General features: G+C 43.3%; 18 protein-coding genes. 6 read left to right on the top strand and 12 right to left on the bottom strand.

The genetic code is table 11. The features are described 5' to 3' along the window. Positions 1-87: 87 nt before the first annotated feature. Complete coding sequence (locus RH96_RS07890; protein ID WP_010199529.1) at positions 88-645, bottom strand: hypothetical protein; 558 nt, start codon at positions 643-645, stop codon at positions 88-90. Between the two features lie 195 nt (positions 646-840). Next, a complete protein-coding gene (gene acnB, locus RH96_RS07885) occupies positions 841-3,444 on the bottom strand; it encodes a bifunctional aconitate hydratase 2/2-methylisocitrate dehydratase (RefSeq protein WP_010199527.1) in 2,604 nt (867 codons plus the stop codon). Positions 3,445-3,812: 368 nt separating this feature from the next. Here acnB and lipA point away from each other — a divergent pair, with 368 nt between their 5' ends. Next, entirely contained in the window at positions 3,813-4,859 is a 1,047-nt protein-coding gene (lipA, locus tag RH96_RS07880) for a lipoyl synthase (RefSeq protein ID WP_010199524.1), read from the top strand. A 144-nt stretch (positions 4,860-5,003) separates the two neighbouring features. On the opposite strand, the gene RH96_RS07875 is transcribed toward lipA, so the two are convergent. The 3 genes from RH96_RS07875 to RH96_RS07865 are packed head-to-tail and all read right to left on the bottom strand — an operon-like array spanning position 5,004 to position 8,554. Further along, positions 5,004-7,007: a TRAP transporter permease gene (locus tag RH96_RS07875; RefSeq protein WP_051000728.1), complete on the bottom strand. Its 2,004-nt coding sequence runs from the start codon at positions 7,005-7,007 to the stop codon at positions 5,004-5,006. A 10-nt stretch (positions 7,008-7,017) separates the two neighbouring features. Next, a complete protein-coding gene (locus tag RH96_RS07870; protein ID WP_010199519.1) occupies positions 7,018-7,563 on the bottom strand; it encodes a DUF1850 domain-containing protein in 546 nt (181 codons plus the stop codon). Continuing rightward, positions 7,541-8,554, bottom strand: coding sequence for a TAXI family TRAP transporter solute-binding subunit (locus tag RH96_RS07865; RefSeq protein WP_010199517.1), 1,014 nt, complete (start codon positions 8,552-8,554; stop codon positions 7,541-7,543). Before RH96_RS07865 ends, RH96_RS07870 begins: the two co-directional genes overlap by 23 nt. A 496-nt stretch (positions 8,555-9,050) precedes the next feature. Here RH96_RS07865 and RH96_RS07860 point away from each other — a divergent pair, with 496 nt between their 5' ends. Both RH96_RS07860 and mtnP read left to right on the top strand, forming a co-directional pair. Continuing rightward, positions 9,051-9,527, top strand: a complete 477-nt coding sequence (locus tag RH96_RS07860) for a GFA family protein (RefSeq protein ID WP_010199515.1) — start codon at positions 9,051-9,053, stop codon at positions 9,525-9,527. 407 nt (positions 9,528-9,934) lie between these two features. Continuing rightward, a complete protein-coding gene (mtnP, locus tag RH96_RS07855; RefSeq protein ID WP_010199513.1) occupies positions 9,935-10,828 on the top strand; it encodes an S-methyl-5'-thioadenosine phosphorylase in 894 nt (297 codons plus the stop codon). A gap of 312 nt (positions 10,829-11,140) precedes the next feature. On the opposite strand, the gene RH96_RS07850 is transcribed toward mtnP, so the two are convergent. From RH96_RS07850 to RH96_RS07820, 7 genes are all read right to left on the bottom strand, one after another. Then, the gene (locus RH96_RS07850) at positions 11,141-12,184 is read right to left on the bottom strand and encodes a methyltransferase domain-containing protein (protein ID WP_010199511.1); all 1,044 of its coding nucleotides are present in this window, start codon (positions 12,182-12,184) and stop codon (positions 11,141-11,143) included. A 98-nt stretch (positions 12,185-12,282) separates the two neighbouring features. Then, complete coding sequence (locus RH96_RS07845; RefSeq protein ID WP_010199509.1) at positions 12,283-12,930, bottom strand: TIGR04282 family arsenosugar biosynthesis glycosyltransferase; 648 nt, start codon at positions 12,928-12,930, stop codon at positions 12,283-12,285. A gap of 18 nt (positions 12,931-12,948) precedes the next feature. Continuing rightward, positions 12,949-13,662, bottom strand: a complete 714-nt coding sequence (locus RH96_RS07840; RefSeq protein WP_010199507.1) for a TIGR04283 family arsenosugar biosynthesis glycosyltransferase — start codon at positions 13,660-13,662, stop codon at positions 12,949-12,951. 14 nt (positions 13,663-13,676) lie between these two features. Beyond that, a complete protein-coding gene (locus tag RH96_RS07835) occupies positions 13,677-14,522 on the bottom strand; it encodes a DUF547 domain-containing protein (protein ID WP_010199499.1) in 846 nt (281 codons plus the stop codon). A gap of 12 nt (positions 14,523-14,534) precedes the next feature. Beyond that, positions 14,535-15,533 (bottom strand): arsenosugar biosynthesis radical SAM (seleno)protein ArsS, encoded by a 999-nt coding sequence (gene arsS / locus RH96_RS07830; RefSeq protein ID WP_010199497.1) that lies wholly within the window; start codon positions 15,531-15,533, stop codon positions 14,535-14,537. 270 nt (positions 15,534-15,803) lie between these two features. Then, on the bottom strand, positions 15,804-16,409 hold the full coding sequence (locus tag RH96_RS07825) for an FAD-dependent oxidoreductase (RefSeq protein ID WP_051000724.1): 606 nt from the start codon (positions 16,407-16,409) through the stop codon (positions 15,804-15,806). Between the two features lie 111 nt (positions 16,410-16,520). Then, on the bottom strand, positions 16,521-17,039 hold the full coding sequence (locus tag RH96_RS07820) for a hypothetical protein (protein ID WP_026037225.1): 519 nt from the start codon (positions 17,037-17,039) through the stop codon (positions 16,521-16,523). Positions 17,040-17,341: 302 nt separating this feature from the next. Between RH96_RS07820 and RH96_RS07815 the strand changes: the two genes are divergently transcribed. From RH96_RS07815 to queE, 3 genes are all read left to right on the top strand, one after another. Further along, a complete protein-coding gene (locus tag RH96_RS07815) occupies positions 17,342-18,283 on the top strand; it encodes an alpha/beta fold hydrolase (protein WP_010199494.1) in 942 nt (313 codons plus the stop codon). Positions 18,284-18,448: 165 nt separating this feature from the next. Continuing rightward, a complete protein-coding gene (gene dapD, locus RH96_RS07810; protein WP_010199491.1) occupies positions 18,449-19,270 on the top strand; it encodes a 2,3,4,5-tetrahydropyridine-2,6-dicarboxylate N-succinyltransferase in 822 nt (273 codons plus the stop codon). A 226-nt stretch (positions 19,271-19,496) separates the two neighbouring features. After that, positions 19,497-20,228, top strand: coding sequence for a 7-carboxy-7-deazaguanine synthase QueE (queE, locus tag RH96_RS07805; RefSeq protein WP_010199488.1), 732 nt, complete (start codon positions 19,497-19,499; stop codon positions 20,226-20,228). Positions 20,229-20,253 lie beyond the last annotated feature (25 nt).

The raw sequence follows: 20,253 nt of genomic DNA, 5'->3' as shown, positions 1-20,253 counted from the left end.
GTACCTGTTTGCGATAGTCTATTGAATAAGTCATCGTTTATTTCATTAAATGCAATTGTTAATAAGATTGTATCGTTTTTATTTGGATTAGACTATAGTGCTAATTCCCTTACCTAATTTAAAATCTATATGATTTTCATTTTCTATTAAGAGCTTCCGATGAGTTTCAATATCTTCACTTAACTTCCTATAATTCTTGCTATTTCCTAAATTTCTTCTTAACCACAAGCTTTCGGCTTCAAAGATATTTTCACACTCTCCATAAACACTTCTAAACTGTTGAATAATAAAATTTCTACTACTTTTAATAATTCTAATGTATATAAATACATTTATCATAGTAACAACAAATAAAGTAATCATATAAAATAGGGAGCTAAAACTTGCTTGAATGTTTAAAACTAGTGCAAGAAAAGAACACAGTGACCAAATATATAGTGTTACTTTATCAATGAGCTCAATACTAATTTTCCAAGACTCAAAAATATAATGATACTCATTTACTAATTTAATGTATTTAGAACCACTATAATTTTGCACTTCTTTCTTTAAAGAAAACTTATCTAGTAATATTTCATCTGCATTAGATAGTATATTTTCAGAAACAACAAGTCTATTTATATCTGAAACATCGAAATCAGCCATAAAAAATCTCCTTAAATTAGTTTCAACAATTATCAACTAATATAGGAAGGGTTACAATCCAACATCTGTCGGTAAACAACACTAAATGTCGTGAAGAAAATTTAAACAAAAAACCCCGCATCATCACGATACGGGGTTTCTGTTTAAATAAGAATTGTAAAACTTAAAAACGTTTAACTTAAGATTTAACCAAAATTAGGTCAACTGAGCAACGTTAATTTTATCTGCTTCTTCAGTATAATCAGTCATACGGTCGAAGTTCATGTACTGATACACTTCCTCACCCATGCTATCAAGCATGCCAGCATACTGCTGATATTCGTCGTTAGTCGGCAATTTACCAAGTACCGCTGCTACCGCTGCAAGCTCTGCAGAAGCAAGGTATACGTTAGCGCCTTGACCTAGACGGTTCGGGAAGTTACGAGTTGAGGTCGATACCGCAGTAGACTTCGGTGCGATACGTGCTTGGTTACCCATACATAGTGAACAACCTGGCATCTCAGTACGAGCGCCGGCTTGAGCGTAGATGTTGTAATAGCCTTCTTCCATCAATTGACGCGCATCCATCTTAGTTGGTGGCGCAATCCATAGACGAGTTTTCAAGCTACCTGCTGGTACATCTTGTAGCAGTTTACCAGCGGCGCGGAAATGACCAATGTTGGTCATACATGAACCAATGAATACTTCATCAATGGTATCACCAGCGACGTCAGCTAGTGTCTTAGCATCATCTGGATCATTCGGGCAGCAAAGAATCGGCTCTTTAATCGTGCTCATATCGATAGTCATATCGATCGTGTATTCAGCATCGTCATCAGCACGCATCAGGCTTGGGTTAGCCAACCATTCTTGCATCTGCTCAACACGGCGGCTGATAGTACGCGCATCGCCATAGCCTTCTGAGATCATCCACTTAAGTAGCGTGATGTTTGAGTTTAGGTACTCAGTCACTGACGCTTCAGACAAGGTGATGGTACAACCAGCAGCACTACGCTCAGCTGAGGCATCAGACAATTCAAACGCCTGCTCAGCAGTCAAGTCTTCTAGACCTTCGATTTCAAGAATACGGCCGTTGAATTCGTTGATTTTGCCTTTCTTATCGACAGTCAATAGACCTTCTTTGATCGCTTGATAAGGAATCGCATGCACTAAGTCACGTAGCGTAATACCAGGTTGACGTTCGCCAACGAAGCGTACACGGACAGACTCAGGCATATCAAGTGGCATAACACCAGTTGCTGCTGCGAATGCAACTAGACCAGAGCCCGCTGGGAACGAGATACCCATTGGGAAACGCGTATGTGAATCACCACCAGTACCAACTGTATCTGGAAGTAACATACGGTTCAACCATGAGTGGATGATACCATCGCCCGGACGTAAGCTTACGCCGCCACGGTTCATGATAAAGTCAGGTAGTGTATGCTGAGTTTCAACGTCAACTGGCTTTGGATAAGCAGCAGTGTGACAGAATGACTGCATCACTAGATCTGCTTGGAAACCTAGACAAGCCAAATCTTTTAGCTCATCACGGGTCATTGGACCAGTGGTATCCTGACTTCCTACGGTAGTCATTTTAGGCTCACAGTACATGCCTGGACGTACGCCCTCTAGACCACAAGCTTTACCAACCATTTTTTGCGCTAGAGTAAAGCCTTTACCAGTATCAACTGGCTCTTCTGGCTTAGCAAAGATATCTGAATGACCAAGACCCATGTATTCACGAGCACGGTTCGTCAAACCACGACCAACGATCAATGGAATACGGCCGCCAGCGCGAACTTCATCAAGCAAAGTTGGTGAGTTTAGCTTGAACGTAGACAATACTTCATCAGAGTCATGCTTAGTGATTTTGCCTTCGTACGGATAGATGTCAAATACATCACCCATGTTTAGGTTATCAACATTCACTTTTTCGATTGGCAATGCGCCAGAATCTTCCATGGTGTTAAAGAAGATAGGAGCAATATTGTTACCAAGTACTAGACCACCGCCACGTTTGTTTGGCACGTTAGGGATATCATCACCCATTAACCAAAGTACTGAGTTGGTCGCAGACTTACGGCTAGAACCTGTACCGACGACATCACCAACATAAGCCAATTGATGGCCTATTTTTTTCAGCTCTTCGATTTGCTTCATCGGGCCAACAACGCCTTCGTCATCAGCATTGATGCCGTCACGAGAGTTTTTGTGCATAGCCAATGAATGCAATGGGATGTCTGGACGACTCCATGCGTCTTGCGCAGGTGACAAGTCATCGGTGTTGGTTTCGCCAGTGACTTTAAACGTCGTATAAGTTGTTTTTTCTGGTACGGCAGCACGGTTCAAGAACCATTCAGCGTCAGCCCAAGATTGAACGACTTCTTTTGCGATGGTATTGCCCGCTTCTGCTTTTTCAGTCACGTCATTGAACGCGTCAAATACTAGCAAAGTTTTTTTCAGTGCTTCAGCTGCGTCTTGTGCAACTTCTTTATCATCTAATGCAGCAACCAATGGCTGAACGTTGTAACCACCTTGCATGGTGCCTAGAATTTCAACGGCTTTTTGCTTGCTGATAAGCGGTGAAGATGTTTCACCCTTAAGGATAGCCGCTAGAAACGCCGCTTTAACGTAAGCAGCTTGGTCAACACCAGCAGGAATACGGTTTTCTAGCAAGTTCATCAAGAACGCATCTTCGCCTGCAGGTGGCGTTTTTAAAAGTTCAACCAACTCTGCTACTTGTTTTTCGTTCAGTGGTAGCGGAACCGTTCCTAGCTCAGCACGTTCTTCGACATGTTTACGATAAGCTTCTAACACAATAGTCGTCCTCGTCAGTTGGGGATTAGCACAATACGTGGGTAGTCAGCATGACAGCCTGCGCCTATGTACCAAATGGAATAATTATCCCCGCTAATATAGCTTAAAATGGGCAAAATGTTAACCAGCAAAGCGCTTTCCCGCCTCCATAGTCAATATTTATTAAAAAAATATAAGGTATTTTTATACGGTTACTTGGCCTGTTTCAATGCTGAAAAATCAATAACAGTATTATAAAACGGTTGGATGAAATTTAGACTGAGATTTGCTATAATCCCTATACGAATTTTACGACCTATTCTTAGAAAATAATAAACAAAACCCTTATCCTACAAAGGTTTAGGATTATCAGGGTTTAGGATAAGACTATGAGCTCATTAGCCGTACAAACACACGTTCCTGCTGCCAAAGCTAAACCCAAAAAAGCAATTCAGGGAGAAAAACTACGTGGCTACGATAAAGTTGCACGTATCCCAATTAAAGTGATCCCAACCATCGAGGCGAAGAAAAAGCCAGATTGGATTCGGGTCAAAATGTCATCACCTGCTGAAGTGGCTCGCATCAAAGCAACGCTACGTGAGCAAAAGCTCTATACCGTCTGTGAAGAAGCGGCTTGCCCTAATCTGCCACAGTGCTTCGCTGATGGTACGGCAACCTTTATGATTATGGGTGATATCTGTACCCGTCGCTGTCCGTTCTGTGATGTCGGACATGGTCGCCCTAATAATCTCGATGCCGACGAACCTCGTCATACGGCTGAGACGATCTTAGGTCTAAAACTGAAGTATGCGGTTATTACCTCAGTCGATCGCGATGATCTAAAAGATGGCGGTGCTGCTCATTTTGTTGAAGTGCTTAATGAAGCCAGAGCGCTCAGCCCAAATTGCCTGATCGAGATATTGGTTCCTGATTTCCGTGGTCGTATGGAAGTAGCATTAGACTTGCTAACTGAAACGCCGCCAGATGTCTTTAACCACAATATCGAAACCGTGCCACGCCTATATAAAGCGTTCCGTCCGGGTTCTGATTATCAGCACTCACTCGACTTGCTCAAGCTGTATAAAGAGCGTCGTCCAGATATCGCCACCAAATGTGGCTTTATGGTCGGCCTTGGTGAAACTGAAGAAGAGATTTATGCACTACTTGATGATCTAAAAGCCCATGACGTAGACATGATTACCGTTGGTCAGTATCTACAGCCTAGTAAAAATCATGCGCCAGTTGATCGTTATGTTCATCCAGATGAGTTCCAACGCTATATGGACTACGGCAAAAAAATTGGCTTCTTTAGCATTTGGGCAGGCCCCATGGTACGCTCAAGCTACTTTGCAGATCGTCAATACTATGGCGAAGATTGCCCTGCACCAATTCGCAGCAAAAAAGCATTAGAAGCTGAAGGCAAACTTGGCTGCTAATTTAGCAGTAAAGTGATGTGAGACTAGTTGCTAAGACAATTGCTAAGATATCTCCTAAGAATAGAAAAAGGGTGAATAACAGATTTGTTATTCACCCTTTTTTTGTGACTTTAATAAACCTGTAAAACCTTCAAAGCCAACGCTTTAAACAGTTAAAGTTGGTGTTGGCTTTCCGTTCGTTTTTATATTCAACATAGCAATACCAAGGACAATAATCCCACCTGCGATACCAGTGGTAATCTCAGGATAAATCAATAGTAAAGCACCAATAGCCAAGATGACACGAGTCAGTGTATTCATACCGCCTCTGAAGTATCCTTCGAGTGCCGAGCTTAACGCAATGACACCCGTCACTGAAGTCACTACCACCGTGATGATATCGATAATAGGCGGCAGTGGGAAATCTTTAGCCGTAACTGCCAGACCCGTTGGATCTATCATTAACATCGTTGGGTTATAGATAAACATAAACGGTACGATGAATCCAGCCAAAGCTAATTTCAGCGATAAGAATCCTGTCTTCATCGGATCGCCACCGGATATACCCGCACCAGCAAAGGCTGCCAGACATACAGGCGGTGTGATATTGGCAAATATACCAAAATAGAAGACAAACATGTGCGCTGATAAAATCGGAATATCAAAGCCAGCTAGTGCAGGCGCTGCCATCGTCGCGGTAATGATATAGGCAGGAATAGACGGTAATCCCATTCCTAGGACCATCGAGGCTAACATCGTTAAAATAAGCGTAAAGAATAATGACCCTGCGCCTAATGTGACAATAGATGACGTCATCACCGTACCAAAGCTGGTCAAACTCACGACCCCGATGATAATACCGACGACCGCACAAGCAGCCATCACGGCGAGCGACTGGCGCGCACCATCCTCTAATGCCCCTAAAATATCAGAAAAGCCCATTCTAGTCTCTTTTCGCAGCATACTAACCACGACTGTAAAACCAATGGTATAAGCCGCTGCATAACCGACAGGGACATTTCTGATTAATAAGAAAACCAAAAAGACAATCGGTAATAGCATATGACCGCGCGCTTTTAGCACCTCTTTTACCGCTGGTAAGTTCTCTTTAGCGATGCCTTTTAAATCACGACGTCCAGCGCGAAAATGCACCTGCGCAATGACGCCCAAGTAATACAAAATCGCTGGTAGTAATGCTGCCAACGCAATCGTGCTATAAGGTAAGCCTGTGGTCTCCGCCATAATGAACGCACTCGCGCCCATAATCGGTGGCAAAATCTGTCCACCAACCGAAGCACTTGCCTCAACGGCACCAGCAAAATCTTTGTGATAGCCGACCTTTTTCATCAACGGAATGGTAAAGGCACCGGTACTGACCACGTTCGATAACGCAGAGCCATTAATACTGCCCATAAAACCACTAGAGATGACCGCTACTTTTGCAGGTCCCCCTTTTTTGTGACCAGCGATTGCCAGTGCCAAATCATTAAACAGCTGTCCCATTCCCGAGCGTGCTAAGAACGCACCAAAGAGAATGAATAAGAAGATAAAGGTGACCGATGCACCAATCGCAACAGAATATAGGCCTTCAGTTTTTAGAAATAATTGACCAAAAATATCACCCATATCATAAGGGCGAGTCAGTAGCCTGTCAGGCATAAAATCCAAATGACTGACAAACGGATACGACAAAAATATCCCTGCTAATATCGGCAAAATCCAACCAGTGATTCGGCGACTGCCTTCTAGTACACAGACCACGGTAATCAGTGAAAATATCACATCAACCTGATTTGCCATACCGCCACGCGAGGTCACAATGTCTTGATACTCATAAATCAGATAGCCCATGCCAGATAAAGACAGCACAAACCAAATCCAGTCATACCATGCCACACTTTTTCGGCTACTTTTTTTGCTAGCAGGGAAAATCAAGAATATTAATGCAAAACCAACGCCCACGTGTACAGAGCGTTGTAGCAATGCTGGCATCGGATTAAAGGTGATATAAAGGTGAAATAGCGAATAGAGTATACAAATTCCAGCGATGAGATACTTCACTGGTCCTTGGGTGATATGACGCGTGATTGACTCTCGGTCATATTTTTCCAATACCGCTTTGTTGATCGCATCTGCCTCAGCATTTTTATCAACATCAGCGTCTGGCATGGTAGTTACGCTACCGTGATCCGTCACTTGGGAGTTCATGACACAAGTCCTTTTTAAATCTATCAATTAAACCATACGTCTTAGGCATGATCACTACTTCAGAATAGTCTGGCACCATCTGGTGAATCAAAACACGGTGGTCGCCATAATCAATCTCGCCTTTGGTCAGTCTGGATACGATCCAATTTAGGTTAGGGAGCTTTTCATTGATTTGGTAACCCAGATAGCCAGGTTTTTGTATGGGAGCAAGCGCTTCGGTTGAGGGTGTACCTGCGCCAAAGGCTTCAAAATACGTGGTGGTCAGCAGCAGGCCATCGCTCTCACGTTGGTATTGCTCCTCCCACCATTGCTTTTCTACAGAATGTATCCAGCGTAGCTGAAAATCAGGCTCGACGAAGTAACACACCTTATCGTCAGACCCCTCTAACCCTTTGATCCGCACTTCGACCACAGGCTGGAGAACAAAGCCCATCCATAGCGTAAAAAAAACCAGCGCGGCAATAAATGCTGCGCCAGTCGATAGCCATAATGAATTATTTGGCTGCTTGTTCGTCATAGTACTTTTTAGCGCCAGGATGGATTGGGGCGACCATGCCTTCACGGGCAGTCTCTAAGCTGATATCATTTGCCGCTTGGTGTGCTGTTTTTAGACCTTCCAAGTTCTCAAATAATATTTTGGTTAACTTATAACCATCAGCTTCAGATAGATCAGAGCTAACCAACAGAGCATTCATGATTGCTGCGGTTGGAATGGCGGTTTCGTTGCCATACGTGCCAGCAGGAATCTCAAAGGTTTTGAAGTAAGGCTTGGTCGCAATGATTTCTTTTAGTTTGTCTTGGTTGATGGTAATCAATTGCAAGTCTAAGCCCTGCTCTAGCTCCATCAAAGACGAGTTTGGAAGACCACTACTAAAGAAAGCCGCTTCAATTTTACCTGCTTTCATACCATCAGCCGCTTCAGAAAAGCCTAAATAATCGACCGTGACATCATCATACGTGATGCCAAACCCTTCTAATAAAGTTCGCGCATTTACTTCCGTTCCAGAGCCTTGATCGCCTACAGCGATGCGCTTGCCACGTAAGTCTTCAATGCTTTTGATGCCGGATTTTTTGGTGGTGACGATTTGCACCACATTAGGATACAAGACGGCAATCTGTTGAATGTTAGCGATCGGCTTATCAAAGTTATTTTTACCTTCGACTGCGTCCGTGACCACATCACTGAGCGCCAATACCATATCGACTTTACCTTGGGTCAATAGATTGACGTTTTCGACTGATGCGCCCGTGGTTTGTGTCTTTGAGTTGACCCCAAAGGTTTTGACATAGATTTCGGACAATGACGTCCCAATGATGTTATAAGGACCAGATGCCCCGCCTGTGGCGATGGTAAGAAATTTAGTATCTAGCTTGTCGGCAGCAGTGGCAGCACTGTCTGTTTCCGTACTATCAGTGCTTTCTGAGCTTGGCGATGAGCATGCGGTTAGGCCTAGAGTGGCACTTAACATCGCTGATAAAAATAACGGAGATTTTGTAAATTTGAGCATTGCATTCATCCTTGAAATAATCAGTTTAATACATCTAACGGCATCAACATTTAAATGTTAATGCGTTACAGACCTGTAATAGTATAGTAATTCCTGTCATAAATAAACCATAGCCTACGTTCTCTCAAAACCTTATAAATAAAGCGCTTTGAGTCAAAAATAGTAATTTTTCTAATTGACGGGCATTTAGCATGTTCTGCCATGCGGAACAAAGTTTCATTAGTTAAACTATTTAAACAAAAATTAGACCGAGTGTAAACCTTTATCATTACCCAAACAGAAATAAGGGTATTTGTGATTACCCTCAACAATACTCATAGTGCAGTCAATCCTATACAAATTGGACAAGAGGTCAGGCGTGCTCAGTCTACTATCTGTAGTACTTTCACACGCCTTTCTTGTATCTAAATCATCTTGAACCGACTATAGTAAGCTAAGGTAGTGCTATATTTTGAATATGATAAATAATGATAACTTTGTTGATAAGGATTGACTAATGAGCAGCGAATTTATACCACAGGAAGGCTCTTGCTCCTGTTCTAGCAACACCTATACTATCAATAATAAGCCCATTGGCCGCTTTATCTGCCACTGTACTATTTGCCAAGAATTCACTGGCCAAGCGTATAATGATGTAACGATTTTACTCAAATCGGATGTGAGTAAGTTAAACCTGATTAGAACCAAATTCCGCCGTTGGAAACTTCCGCCGAATATTAGCCGCGGGCTGTGTACGCGCTGCAATAAACCCAGTATAGAAACAGCAGTGGGTGGAAACCTCATATTAATACCTACGACAAATCTCCCTAATGTCGCCGCGCTACCTGAACCTAGCATGCATCTATTTTATAATCGCCGAGTCCAAGATATGGATGATGACCTGCCTAAGTGCAATGGCTTTGTACAAAGTCAGGCGATGACAGTTAAGGCGCTTGCTCAAGGTATGTATAAGAGAATCACTAGGGCGTGTTGAACATTCGACCATGGCACTGACAGAGACTATTTTTTAGACAGTTCGACGTTAAAAACAGTAAGTTTAGTCATTCTAAGCGTCTACTTTTAACCATGAAATGGCAAAAAATAGACCTGTTCCCTCTGTTGATATTAGAGCTGATGCGAAAACTGTCCTATGCTGCGTTGTAAACCTAGTTAAGGCATGAGCATTACCGTCGTTTTACGCCTTGTCTAGAACAGTTTTCGCAATCAGCAGTGCCTATTTGTGAATGTTCAACACGCCCTAAACGTTAGTGGCTATATTTAGAATGTAAAACCCTTTCTAAAAAATCCGTTTACCAAGACCTTTGTTATTGTCTATTTTTTGAGGAAAAGCGAGTAGCACCAGCTTTTACGACTTTTACTAGCTATCATTTGGAACCTGATATGACTTCAATTGCAGTAGAAAACACGCAAAAATACTCTGCCGACATTGCTATCATTGGCGGCAGTGGTCTCTATCAAATGCAATCACTCACCAATAAACGCAATATCACCATACAGACGCCTTATGGTAGCCCTTCTGATGATATTGTCCTTGGTGAATTAGAGGGTGTGACGGTTGCTTTTTTGACACGGCATGGTCAAGGTCATAAACTCATCCCGTCCGAAGTTCCTTATCGCGCCAATATTTATGCACTAAAAACATTAGGCGTGCGCTATATCGTATCAGTATCCGCAGTCGGTTCTTTGCAAGAGCATATTGAGCCGCTAGATATGGTCGTACCCGATCAAATGATTGACATGACCAAGCAGCGAGTCAGTACGTTTTTTGGTGAAGGCGCAGTCGCTCATGTATCGATGGCAGACCCGCTATGTCCTGCCCTAGCAGATATCCTAAAGCGAGCTTACGACAAAGCAGATATTTTTGATGGAGCATGTCACTCACAGGCAACTTATGTCTGTATCGAGGGACCACAGTTCTCAACTCGTGCAGAGTCCCAGTGGTATCGGCAAATGCAGGCAGGTATTATCGGCATGACCAATATGCCAGAAGCCAAACTGGCACGTGAAGCCAGCATTGCTTATGCTACGTTGGCCTTGGTGACAGATTTTGATTGTTGGCATCCTACCGAAGAAGCAGTCAGTGCAGATTACGCCATAAAAAACTTGATGAAAAATGCCGAAAACGCTCAGAAAGTAATCAAGGAAGCGGTCGCTTTGATTGCCGCTGAGCTGCCAGATTCAATCGCACATGATGCCTTGGCACAAGCACTGATAACGCCTGTGAACGTGATGGACGAGCAGACCAAAACCAGACTTGCTGCATTGCTGTACTAAATATTTAAAAGTGTATGGATAGATGCTTGTCTGAAATAATGACAGACAGTAAAGTGTTAAATTCCCATACACATACAAACATGCACATATAAAAAGGCCATTAACTTGAATTAATGGCCTTTTTTAGGGTTTTGGCTCGTATATTTGCAACGTACGCTAACTATAGTCAAAGTATCCTAAAAACGCTACGGTATTGCTGATATCAATTTTTTGTAGCCTCTGTCTGCGCAGGCACAGTAAGCAAGAAAAATTGATATCAGCAGTACGTCATGTATCGATAGTACTTTTCACTGACTATACACAGCTTTGACACTAACAACAGCCGCCCAGCTCAGATGCTAGCGTTACAGACTGATTAAATGGCATTAGCTCGCCGCAACCTGTAAAAATACCGTAGTGGCGACTGTCATCACCGATAAATTCAAAATGCGGTGCAAAGCGAGATTCTTGTAGCATTCGAAACGTATTGCCACAGACAGGGAATACTCGACCCGCCTCAATAGCATGATGCTTATCCAGATCAAAACGATGGGGTGACTGTTCAATAGATCCTTTGTATATCACTGCTTGTCCATGATCTTCGCAGGCGTCTTCAAGCGCGGCAATCTTAAACAAACGATAAGTAGCAGAGAAAAACTGAATGTCACCGATTTTAGCCGCCAGTGCGGGATCAGTAATCTCAAGTGGGCGATCCTCGACCAGACGCGGGTCTAAAAATCCTGCGCCTCTTGCCAAACGGGTAAAGTCCTTCCAGTACAAGGCACCACTCAAGCACTCGCCATAAAGGACAGGATCGTCGATGAGATGTTGCGGAATACGGCGATCAGCATAGACGTCAGAAAAATAAAACTCTCCACCAGGCTTAAGTAAACGCTGCACACTCGCCATCACTGCGGCTTTATCAGTGGATAAATTGATGACGCAATTTGAGACGATAATATCAAAGCTATTATCTGCTAACGCTAGCTCATCTAACTTTTCAAGATAGCCTTTTATAAAAGTCACATTATCATAGCCAAACTTGTCGACATGATAGTCTTGATGCTGTTTTGCGATTGCCAATTGCTCATCGGTCATATCAACACCGACCACATGCCCCGTCTCGCCAACCAATTGTGCTAGTGCGTAGACATCGCGGCCCGAACCACTTCCTAAGTCTAAAATGCGGCAGCCTTCAAGTAACGCTGGACAAACCAATCCGCAACCATAATAACGACTCAAGACGTCATCATGGATATTAGCCAGCAGCGGTTTGAGCCATTCAGGCATATTACTAATATCGCAACACGCCGAGGTCTTTAAATCAGCAGTGCTTTGTAGCTGTTTACCATAATAATCTTGAACCACGTCCTGCATAACAATATCCTTATTGAATGTACAATCCAGTTGAAAGTCTTAGTGATGACTTTGATAAATATAGCCGCACTATTTTAGCCAATTTATTGAAACGCTTATCAGCTGTCATCGACCTTGATATTGACGTGAGAATTCAGCCAGCCATTTGGCAAATACTGCAAATCTTCAGGCTCATCAATGTCATGTAAAGGTGATAATAGTGCGAGTGTCCAATCTAATGTTGCAATGCGCTGCCTAGTCACCGCAGCCACGCTAGCCGTACTCCAGCTGATATTTGAAAAAAGACTTCTATCCGCTTGTTTAAATCCAAGCAACACATAACCACCATCTGATGCAGGAATCATGACCGCATCATGATGATCTAGCTGCTGTACTGCTAGTTGAATACGCGCTGCCGTGAGGCTAGGACAATCCGTACCAATTAATAAAACCTTTTCAAAACTCTTCAATACTCGCTGACTGGCTCCCAGCATACGAAAACCCAAGTCACCCTCCACTTGCACTGACCATTGCAGTGAGTCAGGCAAATCAAGCGCTTGCCAGCAAGGATCACTTGGCGCAGGACTAACACATAGCTCAACCGTAAAACCAGTAGCGACGGCCTCTTCTATGCTATGCAGCAGCAGTTGCCGTGCTATTTGCGCGGCACCTTCAATACCAAGCGCTGGTTGCAAACGGGTCTTTGCCATACCCTGTGCGGGAAATTTGGCAAAAAGAATGATGCAAGTTTGTGATTTTTGATTCATGGTAAGCGTTTATTCTTTCTATTTATAATAGCGCGCTTTAATATTATCAGCCGACACCCCACGCCAATAATCAAAACGTAAATGCCACATTAAGACAATCGTCCGCCAAGTGCCATATTGTTGCCAGCGTCTGGCCGAGGTGATGACTTTACTTTTCAAACAAGCAGGTTTGGCGACACCTTTTAGCTGCTTGCATAACTCGACATCTTCCATCAGCGACTGTTTAGGATAACCACCGATTTGTTCGAAAAGCTTACGCTTGATAAAAATAGCTTGGTCACCCGTAGCGATTCTGCTCAATCGTGAGCGCCAGTTAATCATTCGACTCACTAACCAAAGCATCGGCTGACGGCTATTCAGCTGCACATCAAAACGACCCCATTCTGAGGATTTTATAGCAGTCGTTACTTTTGCAATAGCTTGAGTTGGCAATTGCGTATCTGCATGTAAAAATAGCAAGATATCGCCAGTTGCTAATGCTGCACCTGCATTCATTTGCTGCGCACGCCCTGCTCTGGACTCAATCATTTGCCAATCCACTTTATGGTAATCATCGAGCGTTGACTCTTTGATAAAGCTTTGAATTATGCCGATAGAATCATCGTTTGAGCCACCATCGACCAAGATAGCTTGCTGCGGTGTGGGATTTAGGCTGTCTATATTTGCAAACAGATGAGGCAAATTATCTGCCTCATTGAGTACTGGAATAATGATAGAAACCGTCGCTGTCATAGTTGGCCGTATTCTTACTTTTTATTCAAATTCCAATTGTAATCGGTATAGCCAATCTTCGTTTTACCTGCTTTTAGATCAGCCGTTTGCGATTTATCAAGACTTAAAGACGAGCTATAGCGAGCTAAAAATCCTTCTAAATCTTTGGTGCCGCGCCAATTCGACTCAAAGTCTTCTTTATACCATTTAAAGATTGGCGATACCTCAAGTGTGCCTCCTTTGAGACGATTACGACTGCTATCGGCCAAGAACTTACTGGTTACTTGCTCTAATTGTTTATCCAATTTGCTGCCTGTAAAAGCATCGTCTAACAAGGCTGGACAGCCAATGCTAGCACAGTTCACTGCAAAGTGAATACGTGGTTCATTGTAGCGTTTGGAGCCACGGATTAGATTGTGTTCGATGTCATCGAGCGAGCGCTTTTTGCCTAGTAGCGTGACAAAATCTTGTTTCCATGGCGAGCCAAATATCCCACCGATATCTTTAATCGACTTAATGCTAGGATACTTGGTCAACACTAGCTCTACCGTACCTGCGTTATAGACATTGATCAAAAAGGCCAATTGCTCATCTTTGCTCCAGCGGTTGAATTCTGACTGGCTGACTTTGCTAGTGGCCGCCATATAGCTATCAAGCTTGCTCTTATCCGCTTTCATGCCATTATAATTGACGACGGAGGCTTTACCACCATTGGTCATAGTGACGTTTTTATTGAGTAAGCTGTCCCAAGTGCTATGATTAAAATCAGCATAACTGGCGGCACTGGCCAATAATATAGAAGTGGCCACTGCCGTTTTGATCATTAAACGACTGCTTGAAAAACTGCTTGTGCTCTTACTGATGTTATCAAAAATATTCATAAGTGACTCCGTTTAAATCGATGAGGTGTTTTCTATCGTCTGGTCTGCTGTCTCTTCTTCTAGCACGCCACCACAACTGCTTCCCTGTCCTGCTGTGCAACCATAACAATGGTCAGCAATAGCGATGACGTCACCAGAAGGGTTTTGAGTCAGCAAATCGCTTAGGTGCTGACGCGACTTATTGGGTACAGGAATCTCTAACTGCTGATTGAAGTCACAATCGAACAATTCACCCAACCAGTTGACACTGATGGTCGAGCGGCACATGACTTCGGCTAAATTGGCAGCCACGTAATTTTCTTTGAGCAAATCCATATACGGGTGGAATTGATTTTTGGCCAACAGCACCGCGCCAAAACGCTGAATCGGCATATTGGTCAAAGCGAACAACTGATTAAACTCAATCTCGAAATGCTCTTTTAGCTCGCGCTTATAGTCCGCTTCAAGCTGCTGTTGATTGGGCGGCAGCGTGGCACCTTGTGGGTTATAGACCAAATTCAATGTCAAATCTGAATCAGGCTTGCCATAACCTAAGGCATTGAGCTTTTGCAGTCCCAATATACTGTCATCAAACGCGCCCTTACCGCGCTGTTTGTCTACATTTTCTAAGGAATAACAAGGTAAGGATGCCACCACTTCAACTTGATTGTCTGCTAAAAACTGCGCCATGTCCTCATACCCATCTTCCATGAGGATAGTCAGATTACAGCGGTCTATTACCTTGACACCTAGGGCGCGAGCCGCCTTTACCAAATACTTAAAGTCCTCATGCATCTCAGGCGCACCGCCCGTCAAATCAAGCGTGTCAATATTTTGCGCTTGCAGCACTTTGGGTATCATCTCAACCAGCTCACGCGACATCATCTCTGTCCGATAAGGACTGGCAGCCACGTGGCAATGGACGCAAGACATATTGCATAAGTAGCCCATATTGACTTGTAATATCGTCAGTTGACGGCGTTTGATAGCGGGAAAATCGGTAAATTCGAGTAGTTCAATGGTAGATTTCATAAATTATTGAATCCATTCAGTAGCATTTTATTAGCAGATTAAGTCAGTTTTGACTCAGTCTCAGTAGTCATACAAACTCATTGATAATGAAAAATCTTGAGTATCATCATTAAACCACAATAGAAATCATAGCTATTATTGACAAGTTACTAATCAATTTATGCTTTCTTTCCAGTTTAACTAATCAATGATACCGTATTATGTCCCTAATATTTTTATTAAAAAGGAAATATCATGGTCAAATGTAAATTATAAAGCGGGTCAAAAGCGTTATTTTGCATTTATAAAGCGCTTGTCGATTTGCCGCTTTAGATACCAAACCCAGCGACCTTGCACGCTAAACTTGCCCCAACTGCCGATAGCGTATTTATCGCCGCAAGACAATAAATATAGCGTACGTGTTTTGGGCTGATACTTCTGCATAGGCTCACCTCTCAGATATGCTAGCAAATTATCAGCTTCTATAGCACCGCCACGTACCGCATGAACTCCCGAATGTGCCATGTCTTCATCTACTCGCGTTGCTACATCGCCGACAGCAAACACATTCGGATGGGAGATGCTCTGTTGCAGGGCATTGACAGCGATAAAACCATTATCAATGGTTTGCAAGTCAGTAGCAGCTGTCCATGCCGACCCCATCACGCCTGTCGCAGCGATAACTGCATCCATCGTCAACGAGTCAGTAGCGGTTGACAGCTGACCATCACGATAATCTGTTGCGCGCTCCTGAACCATCCTAATGCCATGGCGATATAGCTGCTTCATAACACGCTGTTGAAAACGCGGATTAAATCCCGATAAAAGATGCTCACCGCACATCAGTGTCACTTGATGGTTAGTGTTGATTTGCTGTAGCGCGAATTGAGCGGCCATGACCAACTCTATAGTCGATTCAATTTAAAAGTAGTACAAGGCAACCGAGTGTAGATGTATATGTGATACCTCAAGCGAGGTTAACGCTGTAATACTTTTATAGTGGAATGACTATATCGCTGCTGCTCCAGCCCCAATGATAGCCAGTTGATACTTTTTAGATTGTCGAGCATCCGTCAGAATCTGCTGCCAATGTGTGATAAATTCTGATAATGGACGAATAGTAATAACGCTACTCGTCTCAGCATTATGTAACCAGCGCATATCAGTATCTGCACCGGTGTTTAATGACAATACATCATAGCTATAATGCCTATCGTCAGCGGTCATGACTTGCTGAGATTTAGCGTCTATTTTTACGATTGGCTGCTGAATAAAGCGCACACCTGCTTGAGAGCAGAGTGACTTTATATCGATACGGATATTATCTAAAGTATAATGTCCCGCCATCCAACCAGGCAACATACCAGAGTAAACAAACTGCGGCTGTGCGCTGATTAATGTGATATCTAATTTGATGGAAGGCGTCACACAGCGTCGACGCAACAAGCCAATATGCGCATGACCAGCACCTGCCAACAGTAGTTTTTTTACAGGCATTATTTTTACAAGTGTCTTTTTTTCGGCCATCTCATCGCTCAATGTCTTTGATAGTTTTTAAATAGTTTGGCAATAGAAATTAAAACATAAGTTAAAAGCATTTAAAGCAAGACTATTGTACGATAACGACGATTCAGTAAATAATATTGACCTGCTAAGGCTTTGTGATTAAATTGGTGGCAGCAATCATCTATCCTGATAATACAACCTGACTAACGGCTTATTCCATAGCAAAGCCATATTGACAATACGTTTAGTGCTCGTCGTTAAACACTTAAAAACCATAAAAACAGTTTGTTTTTATCCTCTAACCATGCAAGGATTCTACGCTTATGAGTAATTCTGACCAGATCACTTCTTCTGATAATACCCACTATCTGCATCATACCTTCTTTGAGCCGCGCGATAGCGACAAAAAGATTACAGCCACGCTACTGATCGTCCATGGCATGTCAGAGCATAGCGGTCGCTATGCGGACTTTGCCCAGTTTTTGGCTGATAATGGTGTTGCCGTAGCAACTTACGATCAGCTTGGTCATGGTCAAACGGTAAAAACACACGCTGATTTGGGGTTTTTTGGTAGCGAGCATCCGGTGCAGTCATTGTTAAAAGACGTCATCGTTATGGCTGATAGCTTAAAGGCTCGTCATCCTCATGTGCCGCACTTTGTCATGGGACACTCTATGGGCTCATTTATTGTCCGTAATGTCCTAAAGCACCATGCTCAAGACTTTGCTGGTGCTATCTTGATGGGTACTGCTGATGCCAATCCGTTAACCAAAGTGCTACTACCAATCAATAAACTATTGGCAAAAGCTGCACCAAGAAAGCCAAACGCCGTATTTGCCAAGGTAATGAACAAGGTACTTAACAGCAAGCTTAATAACCGTACTTCTGACTCACAGTTTGCTTGGATCAGTGAAAACCCAGCCAATATCGCCGCTTATGAAGCCGATCCGCTCACAGGTTTTGACTTTACCAATAATGGTTTTATGACGCTGTTTACCTTGATGGCAACTAGCTTGCATAAAGGCTGGGCGACGACAATTGCCAAAGACTTTCCGATGCTTTTTGCCAGTGGAAAAAGCGACCCCATCGGTGACATGGGCAGCGGCATTCGCAATATTGTCAGCCGCCTAAAGAAACAAAATTTTAATAACGTGAGTGTAAAGCTCTATCCAAACATGCGCCATGAGCCCCTACATGAGCAGGCTAATAAAGTGGTCTATCACGATATCTTAGAATGGATAGACGATAATAGCTCAACGGTCTAGACGGCATTATTTATTATAAGCAATGACCATTACGCCCAACTTATTTGCTAAAAGCTGCCAAATTAGCGACAATGTGGCAGGCAATATTTTTAGTCGATTCTTTACGATATAGTTAACGATAAAATCTTTTTATTTACCTTTCATCCATCTTAGGAATTTTTATCCATGTCATTACAACAAACCATCGAACAAGCCTTTGAAAACCGCAATGAATACAGCCCAAGCACTATGCCACAAGACGTACGTGATGCTATCAATCAAGTCCTTGAGCAACTAGACAATGGTAGCTTGCGCGTTGCCGAAAAGAAAGATGGCGAATGGGTCGTCAATCAGTGGGCAAAAAAAGCCGTATTACTATCATTCCGTTTAAACGACAACTACGTTCAAGCAGCTGGCGAGCATGTACAGTTTTATGACAAAGTACCGACTAAATTTGCTAACTGGACTGAAGCACAGTTTAAGGAAGCAGGCGTACGCGTTGTACCACCGGCAGTCGCTCGTAAAGGCTCATTCATCGCAGCAGGCGCAGTATTAATGCCGTCGTATGTCAACATCGGCGCATATGTCGATCAAGGCGCGATGGTCGATACGTGGGCGACCGTGGGTTCATGTGCTCAAATCGGTAAAAACGTGCATCTATCAGGCGGCGTTGGTATCGGTGGTGTATTGGAGCCATTACAAGCGAATCCAACGATCATCGAAGACAACTGCTTTATCGGTGCGCGTTCTGAAATCGTTGAAGGCGTGATCGTCGAAGAAGGCTCAGTCATCTCGATGGGTGTATTTATCGGTCAGTCAACGCGTATCTATGATCGCGAGACTGGCGAGATTCATCGCGGCCGTGTACCAGCAGGTTCTGTTGTCGTACCGGGTAGCTTACCGTCAGAAGATGGCACGCACAGCTTGTACGCTGCTATCATCGTGAAAAAAGTAGATGCGCAAACTCGTGCAAAAACATCGGTAAATGAGCTATTACGCTTAGCCTAAATATTTAGCACGTACCATTAGTTGTTAAATAATATTATTTTATAAAAAGATGCTGGAGGATGACTCCAGCATCTTTTTTGCAGCTTAATATAAGGTGTTACGTTATAATCCTTTGTTGGTTTGGCTTTATGCAAACATAAAAACACCCACACAACCATCTGCCTTTTCTATTACGATTGATAAGTGCCTGATCGCCTTATCAACCTTTAACTGTATTTGACATATTATGAGTGAATCACCATTACGCACCGCCGCTATTCCTGTCACTGATCCTGAAGCAGGATTACGTCTGACTGAAATTTTTTACTCTTTGCAAGGTGAGGCGATAACGTCAGGCTTGCCGACGATATTTGTGCGTCTAACTGGCTGCCCGCTGCGCTGTGTCTATTGTGATACCGAATATGCCTTTACGGGCGGCGAACGTCAGTCGTTAGAGACCATTATAGAAACCATAAAAGCTTATCCTTGCAAGCGTATTTGTCTGACTGGCGGCGAGCCATTAGCACAGCCGAATGCCATTGAATTGATGAAACGTTTGCTGAGCGATGATTATGAGATATCCCTTGAAACCGCAGGCGCGCTCACGGTAGAAAACGTACCAACAGCGGTCAGCAAGGTGATGGATCTTAAAACACCAAGCTCAGGCGAGGTCGATAAAAACTTATGGTCAAATTTGGACCATCTTACTCAGCATGACCAAATCAAGTTTGTCATCATGAACCGTAAAGATTACGACTGGGCGCAAGCCATGTTGATCGAGCATAAGCTAAATGAATTGGTCGGAACCGTTTGGTTTTCTCCGATGTTTAACGTCGCCGATGATATCGATGAACAGCTTAGCCCTGACGTACCTGTTTTAGCACGAGAACTTGCTGAATGGATGCTGGCTGATGCCTTGCCTGTCCGCTTTCAATTACAATTGCACAAAATCATTTGGGCAGATGCTAAAGGTAAATAGAAAAGCCCACAAAAAAGCAGGTAAA

Origin of the sequence: Psychrobacter sp. PAMC 21119 (assembly GCF_000247495.1) — a bacterium.
Classification (GTDB): domain Bacteria; phylum Pseudomonadota; class Gammaproteobacteria; order Pseudomonadales; family Moraxellaceae; genus Psychrobacter; species Psychrobacter glaciei.
Note: the sequence above shows the minus strand (reverse complement) of the source record. Positions and strands in the feature narration are given on the sequence as shown.